The organism is Gemmata palustris (assembly GCF_017939745.1).
GTDB lineage: Bacteria > Planctomycetota > Planctomycetia > Gemmatales > Gemmataceae > Gemmata > Gemmata palustris.
In genome coordinates this window covers 5,114,380-5,125,857 of record NZ_JAGKQQ010000001.1, presented here as the reverse complement: position 1 = coordinate 5,125,857, position 11,478 = coordinate 5,114,380, and the positions used below count along the sequence as shown (strand labels likewise).

At 64.1% G+C, this 11,478-nt stretch carries 11 protein-coding genes; 4 read left to right on the top strand and 7 right to left on the bottom strand.

Features of this window, described 5'->3' with window-relative positions; translation table 11 throughout:
* Window positions 1–21: 21 nt before the first annotated feature.
* Window positions 22–1,863 (bottom strand): serine/threonine-protein kinase, encoded by a 1,842-nt coding sequence (locus tag J8F10_RS21070; RefSeq protein ID WP_210657103.1) that lies wholly within the window; start codon window positions 1,861–1,863, stop codon window positions 22–24.
* Between the two features lie 463 nt (window positions 1,864–2,326).
* A complete protein-coding gene (locus J8F10_RS21065; protein WP_315854139.1) occupies window positions 2,327–3,856 on the bottom strand; it encodes an MFS transporter in 1,530 nt (509 codons plus the stop codon).
* Between the two features lie 238 nt (window positions 3,857–4,094).
* Here J8F10_RS21065 and J8F10_RS21060 point away from each other — a divergent pair, with 238 nt between their 5' ends.
* Window positions 4,095–4,751 (top strand): 3-keto-disaccharide hydrolase, encoded by a 657-nt coding sequence (locus tag J8F10_RS21060; protein WP_210657101.1) that lies wholly within the window; start codon window positions 4,095–4,097, stop codon window positions 4,749–4,751.
* Between the two features lie 53 nt (window positions 4,752–4,804).
* Here the strand turns inward: J8F10_RS21060 and J8F10_RS21055 are convergent, their stop codons facing one another.
* The 3 genes from J8F10_RS21055 to J8F10_RS21045 form a co-directional block, all read right to left on the bottom strand.
* On the bottom strand, window positions 4,805–5,188 hold the full coding sequence (locus J8F10_RS21055) for a CoA-binding protein (RefSeq protein WP_210657099.1): 384 nt from the start codon (window positions 5,186–5,188) through the stop codon (window positions 4,805–4,807).
* 81 nt (window positions 5,189–5,269) lie between these two features.
* Window positions 5,270–5,482: a carbon storage regulator CsrA gene (csrA, locus tag J8F10_RS21050; RefSeq protein WP_210657097.1), complete on the bottom strand. Its 213-nt coding sequence runs from the start codon at window positions 5,480–5,482 to the stop codon at window positions 5,270–5,272.
* A 490-nt stretch (window positions 5,483–5,972) separates the two neighbouring features.
* Window positions 5,973–7,013: a hypothetical protein gene (locus J8F10_RS21045; RefSeq protein WP_210657095.1), complete on the bottom strand. Its 1,041-nt coding sequence runs from the start codon at window positions 7,011–7,013 to the stop codon at window positions 5,973–5,975.
* 294 nt (window positions 7,014–7,307) lie between these two features.
* On the opposite strand from J8F10_RS21045, the gene J8F10_RS21040 reads away from it, so the two are divergent.
* The 3 genes from J8F10_RS21040 (at window position 7,308) to J8F10_RS21030 (ending at window position 10,258) form a co-directional block, all read left to right on the top strand.
* Entirely contained in the window at window positions 7,308–8,063 is a 756-nt protein-coding gene (locus tag J8F10_RS21040; protein WP_210657093.1) for a hypothetical protein, read from the top strand.
* Window positions 8,064–8,349: 286 nt separating this feature from the next.
* The gene (locus tag J8F10_RS21035; RefSeq protein WP_315854137.1) at window positions 8,350–9,267 is read left to right on the top strand and encodes a DUF1559 domain-containing protein; all 918 of its coding nucleotides are present in this window, start codon (window positions 8,350–8,352) and stop codon (window positions 9,265–9,267) included.
* A gap of 7 nt (window positions 9,268–9,274) precedes the next feature.
* Window positions 9,275–10,258 (top strand): WD40 repeat domain-containing protein, encoded by a 984-nt coding sequence (locus tag J8F10_RS21030; protein ID WP_210657091.1) that lies wholly within the window; start codon window positions 9,275–9,277, stop codon window positions 10,256–10,258.
* Window positions 10,259–10,260: 2 nt separating this feature from the next.
* On the opposite strand, the gene J8F10_RS21025 is transcribed toward J8F10_RS21030, so the two are convergent.
* Together J8F10_RS21025 and J8F10_RS21020 are read right to left on the bottom strand one after the other, a co-directional pair.
* Window positions 10,261–10,905 (bottom strand): TIGR02996 domain-containing protein, encoded by a 645-nt coding sequence (locus J8F10_RS21025; RefSeq protein WP_210657089.1) that lies wholly within the window; start codon window positions 10,903–10,905, stop codon window positions 10,261–10,263.
* 4 nt (window positions 10,906–10,909) lie between these two features.
* The gene (locus J8F10_RS21020; RefSeq protein WP_210657087.1) at window positions 10,910–11,404 is read right to left on the bottom strand and encodes a glutathione peroxidase; all 495 of its coding nucleotides are present in this window, start codon (window positions 11,402–11,404) and stop codon (window positions 10,910–10,912) included.
* Window positions 11,405–11,478 lie beyond the last annotated feature (74 nt).

The following is an 11,478-nucleotide window of genomic DNA, read 5'->3' as shown; positions in this document are numbered from 1 at the left end:
ACCCCGGGAATCCTTGATCCGTCACCGCACTTCCACATCCTTCTGCCAGACCGCGGCGAGTTGGCGCAACCGGCGGACGATACGCTCCGCCAGCCCAACACCCGCGACGCCCGCACCGATCAGGCCCGCGACTAGCACCCGGAAGCCGAACGTGAACGCGGTGTCCGCGAGCGTCAACAGCAGCACCGCGCCTACCAGGGGGACGCCGCTCGCTAGCATCACCATCGCCCCGAACGGGGTCGTGAGCGGGCGTATCTCGTCCCAGGCCTTCGCGGGCGTATACGTGTCCGGGTTCCCCAGTTGTGGGAGCAGCGCGCGGAGCACCACGTAGGCGATGCTCAGGTAACTGAACACCACGCCGATGAGCCCCCCGAGGGTGAACGAGATCACGTAGTGCGCGTAGGTTTGCCACGAAATCGGGCCGGCAAAGAGATCGATGACGAGCGGGAAGATCAGCCCGCCGGGGAGCCACCCGATCGCGCCCAGCGCCGCCGCGCGCCAGCACAGTTGGCACACCCGGCCGCGGAACGTGTCGAGCTCCGGGCCGGGCATCGCGGGCACCTTCGGGAGCCGGTGCTTGACTTGCCGGAACAGGTACAGCGCGGTGCCGCCCAAAACGGGGTAGGCAAAGAGGTTGTAGGCAATGACGAGGCACAGGAAGACAAATTCTTGGTGCCCGACCAGTTGGATTTTGACCGTGTTGTAGCCGATCTGCACGACGGACGCGACGACGTGCGGGAAGATGCCGGCCACCGCGAGCGCGCGAATCGGGTTCGCGGTCGCCCAGCGGCCGAGGGGCGACGGCGCGGGGAGCGCGCGGCGGGCCGTCAATAACTGCCCCGCGCTCGCCAGTGCGTTCGCGAGTTCCGTGCCGGTCTGGTACCGGTTGACCGGCTCGGGGTCGATCGCGCGGCAAATCACCGCGGCCAGTTCACGCGGCACGCGGTCCAGTGCATCGGGTGACGGGCGCACGTTGGGCAGGGGCGCACGCGCGGGCACGGTGCCCGGGACCACCGTTTCCCGCGTCTCGGACGAATCGCTCGTCCGGGTCGGGCGCGTGCCCGTCGCGAGTTCGTACAGCACCACGCCGAGCGAATAGATGTCGCACTGCTCGTCGGCCTTCCCACCGGGCAGGTTGAGCATCACGGCGCGGTACTCGGGGGCCATGTACGCGAGCGTACCCCCGTATCGCGTGTCCTCGGAGCGGTGCCGCTTGCGATCGAACGCCACGTTGAAGTCGGCGAGCATCGGTCGGCCGTAGGGCGTGAGCAGAATGTTCCCGGGCTTGATGTCGCAGTGCAGGATGCCGTGCGCGTGGGCGAACGCGAGCGCTTCGGCCATCCGGCCCCCGAGCCGACACACCGCTTGCGGGAAATCGTCGGCCGCGAGCGCTTCGCGGTCCCGGAGCGCGGCCGGGTCGAAGCCCGGATCTCCGCGGCGCAACTGGTCGAGCGCCTTGAGCAGCGCCCGCCCCGATTCCGGGACGCGCCCGCCCTCGTAGATGTGGCGAATGAGCACCCCGAGGTCCGCGCCGGGCACGTACTGGAGGCACAGCCCGCTCAGCCCGCTCGGGGGGTCCAGGAACGCGGAGTACACCTTCACGATGTGATCGTGTTCCAGGCCCGCGAGCAACTGGCCCTCGTTGTGCCCGGCCGGTTCGCCATCAATTACTTTCAGCGCAACGTTGCGTTCGAGCGACACTTGGCGCGCGAGGAAGACTTGCCCGAAGGAGCCCTGGCCGAGTTTGGAGACGATCTCGAAATCGCCGAAGCGCGCCGGGACCGCGTCCGCGTTGGTCCACGCGGGCGGTCCGTTGGCCGGCTTCGTCCCCTCCTGGTAGGGGTGTTCGGGTAGCGTACTCATCGATTCCCTGCGACGTGCGGCGATACGCTCCTGTTCTACCACAGTTCGGCGGTGTTGTTGAATTCGTGCTGCGGGCGGGCACGCGACACGCGCGGATTATGTCTTTATTTTCTCGCGCGGCGAGTGTAGAATAGTGTAAATATGTAAACTGCCCGATTGCCAGCATCCAAACGGGTTTGTGCGGGCATTGAAGGCAGAATCACGGAGCGCAGCCGGGGCTAACAAACCCCTTCAATGTGGTCAGTGTTGGCTGCTAGTAAGGCTTTTACTGTAAATGATTTGCGGCGATTGACTAACAATTGGGCGGACCGAAAATGTTAGCCAATGTTAGCCGAGGCTCGTAGCTGTGTGCGGCGATGGAGCTGATGAGACGGTGCCGCTCTTCCTGCAGTCGCCGACCTCGAACCACGTGTCGTTACACCGGTTCGAGATCGGCGACTGCAGGAAGAGCGATCGCGTGTTGTTACGCGGGAGGCGCAGGCGGAGCGGGTGGGGTTTCTTCCTTCGGCGTGGGCAGCATGAAGGACAGCACCAGAGCGATCGCGTACACGGCCGAACCGATGATCGCGGCGGCCTTCGCCACCTTCGCCGGGTTCCCCTCACCGCTGAGCATCGGTGCCAGCAGTTCCGTGTTCAGGGTCGCGGCCATCGTACCGAGCATGCGGCCCCCCACGTTCGTTGCGAACCCGCTACCGGTGCCGCGCAGGTGAACCGGGAACACTTTGGGCAGGTACTCACTCACGTAACTGAACTGCGCGATCGTGACGAGCCCGCAGAGGAAAATCGCCGCTGCGAAAACTGTGTAATCGCCCTGGTACAGCACGAGGTACGCGACCGGGAACAGCACCACTCCGGGCAGCAGGAAGATGCGGATCAGCACGCGGCTTGCAACGTACAGGAGCAGAATGGCGAACAGGATGCGGCCGGTCAAACCGCCGAGTTCCTGCCACCGCTGAATGTTCCCCCGCGTCGCGTTGATCTCGTCGGTGATCGGCTTCTGAGCGGCGCGGAGGTCTTTTTCGGCCGCGGTCTTTTGTTCGGTCGCGGCTTTCTTGTCGCTCTCGGTTTCGGCCTTGGCGAGCTTTTCGTCGGCCGCTTTGACTTTCCCGGTCGCCGCCTTCACCGCGGGGCCGTGTTCCTTCTTGATCGGATCGAGGACGGGCAGGCCGGGCGTCATCTGGAGCGGTGTGAGTTGCAGCGCGCCGAACGCGGCCGCGTACCCACAGGCCGAGAGCAGGGTCGTCACGATGGTGGTCTTGCGAAGCGCCGGCGAGAACAGTTCACCGAAGCTCGGCCGCTTCAGCGTGCCGGACAGTTTCCGCTCTTTCCACACGCGGCTCTCGGGGACGAACGGCATCAGGAGCAGAATCAGCGCGCCGGGGATCAGCCCCGTCAGGAGCGTGTACCGCCACGCGGCCGGCGGTACCGGCAACCACGACACCCCCTCGGGGTGCGAGCGCATGAACGAACCGATTTCGTTGAACACTTCGGTCACGAAGATGCCGCCGAGCGAAGCGCACGCGAGCGTCCACCCGATCACCATTTCCCGCTGCCGCTTGTCGGTGAACAGTTCCGCCAGCCAAGTGACCGCCGCGACCAGTTCCACGCACACGCCGATGAACGTGGTGCAGCGGAACAGAATCAGTTGCCACAGCTCGGTACTGTACGCGGCCGCGACCGGCGAGAGCGAGTACGCGAGGATGCTCCCGACCATCACCGTCTTGCGCCCGAGGCGGTCGATGAGGATGCCGCCGAGCAACCCGAACACGCCGCCGGCGAGCGCCGCGATCCACAGCATCCGGCCCGACCACAGGCGCACCGCGTCACTGTCCGGCGCCACCTTCAGCAGTTCGGAAAGTGCCTGTGCCCCGATCACCGGGAACATGAGCAGTTCGTAGGTATCGAAGAGGAACCCGATGGCGGCGACGGTGACCACGAGCCAGCGGGTAACGGGCGACAGACCGGCGGCAGCGCCGGGAGGGGGGGACGACACGAGCAGCCTCCGAGGAATCGGGTATGTCGGGTGTGTCGGGAATCGGGCACCGGCAAGAGGGCGGAGGGTGGCAGGGGTTCTGCGGGAGTCGGCCGATACCCGACATACCCGACATACCCGCCGCACCCGATCGCGGCCAGCCCCTTGCGTTCCGGCGCGCGCGACGTAACCATGTCACCGTCCCGCCTCCAGTTACCCACCGGGACTTCTGGTCCTTACACTCTCACGGAGTTCAGTCATGCGTAGTGCCCGCCTCTTCCGCGCCGCGCCGCTCGCGGTCGTCGCGCTCGTCCTCGCGCCGCAATTCGTTCGCGCCGATGATACCGAAGATTTCCTCAAGCCGGAGAACTGGGAGGGGCACGCCAACCTCTGGAAGCTCGACCCGAAGGCCAAGACGGTTGTCGGCGAGACGTCCGAGAACCTGCAATACAACACGTTCTTCTGCTCGAAGAAGAAGTACAGCGACTTCGAGCTCTCGTGCAAGGTCCAGCTCCGCGACGGCGTTGGCAACAGCGGCGTGCAGATCCGCAGCGAAGTGTTCGATGGCAAACTGTTCAAAGTGAAGGGGCCGCAAGTGGACGTGGGTAAGGGGTACTGGGGCAGCCTTTACGGGGAAGGCGTCGGCGGGATGATGAAGGCGTCCAGCCCGGACACGATCAAGAAGGCCGTGAAGGAAAGCGAGTTTAACGACTACCTCATCATCGCGAAGGGTACCAAGATCACGATCAAGATCAACGGTGAAGCGATGGTTGACCAAGACTTCGCCAAGCTCCCGGGCAAGGAAGCGAAGGACGCGCCGAAGGACGGCATCATCGCGTTCCAAATGCACACCGGCTACCCGAAGATGCGCGTCGAGTTCAAGGACATCAAGTTCACGGACCTGTCGACGAAGTGACGAACTCGGTGATACGTGAGGGGCAAGGCGCCAACAATTGTGGCTTCAGTTCCTCACTCATCACCGAACTGTCGCGGGGACATGCCCAGATCAACGATACTGCACCCCGCGATCACGTTCAGCCCCAATCGGCGCGCTTCGGCCAGCACTTCGGGGCCGTCCGCGCCGGGGTTGAACCACACCTCGCCCGGCGCACGCGCCGCGATCGCCGGCAGCACCTTCAACCCGATCGCGGGCGGGAGGTACACCGTCACGCGGTCGATGTGTCCGCTGGGAACTTCGGTGACGGACGGGTACGCGGGGAGCCCTTCGACTTCCGTCACGTTCGGCGTAACGGGGTAGACCGTGAACCCGGCCGTGAGGTGCGCGCGAACGGACTTGTTGCCAAACTTTCGGCGCTCGGGGCTGGCCCCGAGTACCGCAACGGTGCGGCTCATGTTGGTGCGGTCGGAAATGGGGGAGGGAGCCGTCCCGGGAGTCGCGGGGCGGATTGAGTGGCAGGCGGTGCGTGCGTTTCTTCAGGCGGGCGGGTCGGTGGCGTCCGTTTTCGTCGCGACTACCGGGGCCTTTGCGCCGTGGATCGCCTCGTACACTTCCTGGCGGTGAACGGGCACGTCTTTCGGGGCTTCGATGCCGAGGCGCACCTTATCCCCGCGGATCTCGACCACCGTAATGACGATGTCGTTGTTGATTACAATCGACTCGTTTTTTTTCCTGGACAGCACGAGCATTGGTGTCTATCTTTCCGTGAGTAATTCCTGGGCCGGTGCCGTTAAACACCGAACCCAATGCTCTTTATCCTCCGAGAGCGAACCCACACCTCCGCGACCGAACAACACGGCTGTGGCGAACCGGCTTCGGTGCCCCGTCCCGATCTCCACTTCACGGGAAGGGTGCGGAACCTGTTTGGGCTTACACCTTTTGTAAGTGTAAACCTTCAGGCGCGCGCTCATCTTTCATCCACTGTAAAAGCGGGTAAGTTGCGACGTCAAGGAGCAATGTGTCCAAGAAGGACAGATTTTCTAATTTTTTGGTTGACGGCGCGGTTCGGATGTGGATTAAAAGAAGTTTGCTAGAATGTTCGTCGGGGGTGCGAATTGCCCGTATTTGTTGGGCAATCGCAGCCGAATCGGATCGGCGGGGGCACTTCCCGGGATCGCAGGTGCTTCACCCGCGTCACTGACAAACGAGCGGGCGGGAATCTCTCAAATCTCCCGAAAGTCAGTTCTGCTTTGATCCACCAGCGGGAACCGCCCCGGCCGGTGCGGGCGCGGGGAGTTGGCGGTAGTAATTGGCGATGAAGCGCACGGTCGGGTGAACATCCCCATCGGTGACGCGGGCGATCCACGCGGGGCAGGGGATCTTGCGCGCGGCCGCGATCTCGACCATCACGCGCGCGGCGCCGGCGCGCACGGCGGGTTCGGGGTCGCGACTGAGGCGCTCCAGCCACGGTTCCGGGTCGGTGACATCGTCGTCGTACCGCAGGTCGAGGAGCAACTTCAGCCGCTCGTTCGGGTCAGTATGCGTGAGGCGCCGACCGAGTGTGATGTCCACGTCGGAGCGGTTCCGACCCACGAGCGCATCGTGGCACACCTGGCGCACGCCCGCGTCCGGGTCGTGCAGCCAGCGGAACAGTTCCTCGTCGCCGATCACCTGCTCGCCGTCGGAATTGGCCGCCACCGCGAACAGGCTCGCGCCGCGGAGTTCCGGTTCTTTCGCCGCGAGGAGGGGGACGATCTCGGTCCGCAATTTGATGTCGGGGTGGATCGCGAGCCGGACCGCTGCGAGCCGGGCGTTGAGGTCCGGTAGTTTCAATCCCTCGGTCACGATGGCGCGGCAGCGGTCCGCGTGCGTGCCGTTGGTGCGGTTCAAGATGGTGGGCACGAGCACCAAGACGGCGTGCTTCCCGGCTTCGTTCGCATTGGGGAAAGCGTCGAGAACCGAGCCACCGATGGCGACCGCGCGGGCGTCGCCGTCCGGCATCGCGTTCAGGTGCCGGTCGAGCGCGCCGACGGCCGCCGTGCGCGTGGCGTCGTCGCCCGTCTTCACGAAGCCGATGAGTTGGTCGATGCCCGGCGTGCCGTAACTCACGAGCTGGTCGGCCCGTTGTGTGCGGTCTTCATCAGTGGTCGCGGCGGCGAGCTTCTGCGCGGCGAACTTCGCACGGAGAACGGATGCGTTGAAGCCGGCCCAAGTACCGCCGATTACCACGACCAGCGCCACCACCCCGGCCGCGCGCGTCGTCCATTTCTTGCGTGTCATTTGCCGGTCCTCCTGACCTTCGCCGAACTTCTGGTGCCTTTTTCGCTCGGTGGCCCGATTGCCCGGAACCGAGGCGACGCCGCGAAAAACGGCCGCGCTGGTAAGTTGCACTCGCGGCGGGAGGTTACCCCGTTTGATCGCGACGCGGCAAGGGCAACCGGACTGGGCAACCAGAATTGCTCATGATCGCGGTCGCGCCGGTTCGATTCATTATGACGTATTGCGCGGTCCCCCTCGGTGGTTCGGTCCCCCAACCGGCCCCGGACCGCGCGGCAATCACGGACGAGGTGCCCCATGACCGGACCCGCGAAGGTGCTGGGCGTGCTGTTTGGTAGTACGGTGGCCGGAGTCGCGTGTGCGGCACCGCCGCTGCCCGCATCCGCCGAGCCGGGCGCGACCCCCGCAATGCCGGCCGCGATGCCGGCGACTCTCCCGAACACGGCCGGCGCGGTCCGCGTGAACCTCGCCGACGCCGTCCACGCGGACTACCGCGACGCGGTGATGAAGGTGGTGCAGAAGCCGACCGTCTCCACCCGCGCGGCCGCCCCGGACGTCATCTGCACCGTTTCGATGTACGAGTGGCTGTTCGACCACCCGGACCGCGTCGCGGCGGCTTGGAACCGGCTGAAGGTCCAGGCCGTGCCCATTTCCGACGCGGGAAACGGGCTGTTCGCGTGGACCGATGAGAACGGCAGCGAAGTCGTGTGGCGCACGGTCGGCACGTTCCAGGACGGGCGCGTGTGGTACGCCACGGGCAAGGTGAAGCCCGGCGTCGCCGCGCCCGCGGTTCCGGTGAAGGCGGTCGCGATCCTCACGCACCCGCGGAAGGCGACAAAGGACGGCGTCGCGTCGTTCAGCACCAGCGTGCAAATCTTCCTCGTGAGTGACAGCAAGGCCGCAACTCTGGCACTGCGCCTGATGGGGCCGGCTGCCCCCAAAGTGGCGGAGCAGGGTGCGGAGCAGTTCCTGGAGTTCTTCAACGGCATCGCCGACTACGTGCAGAAGCACCCCACAAAGGCCGACGCACTACTCGCACCACCGAAGAAGTAACCGCATTTCCAAATAGGACCACAGGGCTTCCGCCCTGTGCTACGTCCGCCGGCCCCTCCGGGGCGAGAACCAACAATCAACAACCGCGTCGCATTCATCCCGTTCTCGATGTGGCGGTGAAGGCCAATGTCTTTCCGCCCCGGAGGGGCCGGCGTTCGTAGCACAGGGCGGAAGCCCTGTGTCTTCGTTGAGTGCGGGAATAAAATAGGCGAAACTGGTTTTACTTTGAACTACTCTGTCCGTATCCTCGTATTGAAGGTTATTGATTGCTCGCGGAGGTCATACGATGTCCAAGTATCATCTGAAGTCGCCGCGCGGGTTCACCCTGATTGAACTGCTGGTCGTCATTGCCATCATTGCGATCCTCATCGGATTGCTGCTCCCGGCGGTGCAGAAGGTTCGCGAAGCCGCCGCCCGGATGAAGTGTCAGAACAACTTGAAGCAAATCGGCCTGGGAATGCACAGCTACCACTCGCGGATGGAGCGGTTCCCGGCGGGGTTCACCTCCGGTGCCGCTTCGACCAATAGTGACGGTACCGGGCCGGGTTGGGGGTGGGCTGCAGTGCTGCTTCCCGATCTGGAGCAAGACAACCTCGCTCGCACCATCAACTACACTCTGGACATCCGCGATCCCGCAAACGCATCAGCGCGCGTGCGGCCGCTCGCGGTGTTCCTGTGCCCGTCGGATAACCCGGCTTCGCCAACGTTCAATGCGGTGGACGAAGGCGGAACTGTGCTAACAACGGTCGCGTTCGCCAATTACGTCGGTGTGGGCGGCACGTTCGAGGTAACGGCCTACCCGGACACGGCTAACGGCGTGCTGTACCGCAACAGCAAGGTTCGTGCGGGCGACATCACCGATGGCCTGAGCAACACGCTCATGGTTGGTGAGCGCGGGAGCCGGCGATCGCCGCAAACGACGTGGGTGGGTGCTGTTACCGGTTGCGCGAACCCTCCGGTCAACCCGACCTACGATTTCGAGGGACCGCCGACGCTGTGCCTGACGAATACGGGTGAAGCGGTCGACGGGCGTGTTCCGAACAACCCGCTCGATCACGTCGAAGATTCCAACAGTAATCACACGCAGGGCGTCAACTTCCTGCTGTGTGACGGGTCCGTGCGTGTCATCCAGAACACCATCAACCCGGTAACCTGGGAGCGGCTCGGCACCCGCGCGGGCGGGGAAGTGGTCGGGGACTATTGAGCCATCTATGACCACGGACACTACGACTTCTTCGCGCCGCGGATGGGTTCGCGGCGCGACTTTTTTCCTCCCTGTTATTCTCGTCGGCGTTGGCGTGTGGCTGCTGTGGCCACGCGGTCAGGAGCGCGTCAGTTTGAGCGCCGGCGGAAGCGTTCGCGTGGTCGCGGTGTCGCCTGATGGGGCACTGATTGCCGCAGCGGGTGAAGACAAAGTGATCCGCGTGTGGGACGCTGGTGCGACCATCACGAAATTCACGCTCGAAGGCCACACGGGGAAGGTGTTCGGCCTTGCCTTTTCTCCCGACTCCAAAACCCTCAGTTCTTGTGGTGACGACCGGACCGTGCGCCTTTGGGACGCGGCCACGGGAGCGCCCGGCGCGGTCGTCACCGCATCGGACGCGACCGTTGAATGTGTCGCGTTCGCCCCTGATGGCAAAACGCTCGCTTCGGCAGGTAGCGATCACATCGTTCGCCTGTGGACCGTGCCGGATGGGAAACCGATTCGCACCTTAAAGGGCCACACGCGACGGATTCACGCGCTCGCGTTCGCGGACGGCAAGACACTGGCTTCTGCGGGCGAAGATGGCGGCGTGCGCTTGTGGAACTGGCCGACGGGCTCACCGCTCGGTCTGTTGCCAGTTGAGAAGCACCGCGTTCACACTCTGGCCGTATCCGCAGATGGCAAAGTGCTCGCTGCGGCTGCGACCGGCGGTCCGCGCTGGTGGGCACTGGCCGACAAATCCGAGCGCCCGAAACTGGGCAGCGCCGGCGGAACGCGCGCGGTTGCGTTCGATCGTGATGGCAAGTTTCTGGCGACCGGCCACGAAGACGGCAGCGTGAAGTTGTGGTCTGCGTTAGACGGCGCGGAAGTGAAAACGCTGACCGGGCATCGCGGCGCGGTGTTCGGCGTGGGATTCACCCCGGACGGCAAGACGCTCGTCTCCGCCGGCAGTGACGGCACCGTGAAACTGTGGGACGTGCCGGTGAAGTGACGTCACCAATCGAAATCGTGTGCGTGCTGATTCCAATCAATGGCTCGGATTTGCTCGCGCACGCCCGGATCGATGGGAAGTGCCGGAAAGTATTGGAACCAGATGATATCCAATTCGGAGTAGACGAGATCTTCGTCACGCGCTGGCTTGAATGATGTGAAAGTGGCGACGCAGACTATACCGGGTAAGAGCGCGCGGCCTTGAATGAGACGATCCGGGCTGCCTGATTCTACTGGTCGCTGCCGCGGGTGAATAAGGTAAGGCGCCCGTCCGATGCGTTCTTGCTCAGCAGTTACAAGGTTGTCTACTCTTCGGTCATTGTCCGTAATGCGCGGTGCTCCAAGTGTGAAATGCCCATAAACGGGTCGTTGGTTCAATCCAGTCAGTTCAATCTCACGACCGGAATTTAAAGTTAGGCTCATTTGCTCCGGTGCAGGATTGCCGATGCCTGCGAGCCACTTCGTATCGAGCTTCCCGCCGAGAGCGATGAGTCGGGCGCTCATTTCCTCGATCTGAAGTTGCGCCTTCAGGAACTCGGCTTCTTGGGAGCGTCCGTTTTCCTCCAGCCAATCGGCGTAGGCGAGTCGCGTGACGCGCTCGCCCGGTTGGTCCGCGATCGCTTGCAGAAAGCCGGCTTCGTCGTTCACTGCGTCATCCCAACAGGTGTTCGATATCGGCGGTGAGTTGGTGCGGCGCGGTCGTCGGTCCGCGGCGCGCGACCACGTTCCCGGTGCGGTCCACGAGGAACTTGGTGAAGTTCCACTTGATGCCCCGCGTGCCCAGGGTACCGCGCGCGGCGCCCTTGAGGTGCGTGTACAGCGGGTGTTCGTTCTTCCCGTTCACGTCCACCTTCGCGAACATCGGGAACGTCACGTCGTACTTCAGCGAGCAGAACGATTGAATCTCTTCCGCGTTGCCCGGTTCCTGGGCCATGAACTGGTTGCACGGGAACCCCAGGATCACCAGCCCGCGATCCTTGTACTTGCGGTACAGTTCTTCCAACCCCTTGTACTGCCCGGTGAACCCGCACTTGCTGGCGACGTTCACGACGAGCAGCACCTTACCGCGGTACGGCTCCAGTGTGATGGGCGTGTTGTCGATCGTAGAAACGGGAATGTCGTAGAGGCTCGTTGCGGTCGTGCTCACGTTGGTTCTCCGTATCCGGGTTTTTCATTCCTCCTCGTCACGGCGAGGGGAAGAAGGCGCACCGGGGCGTACCT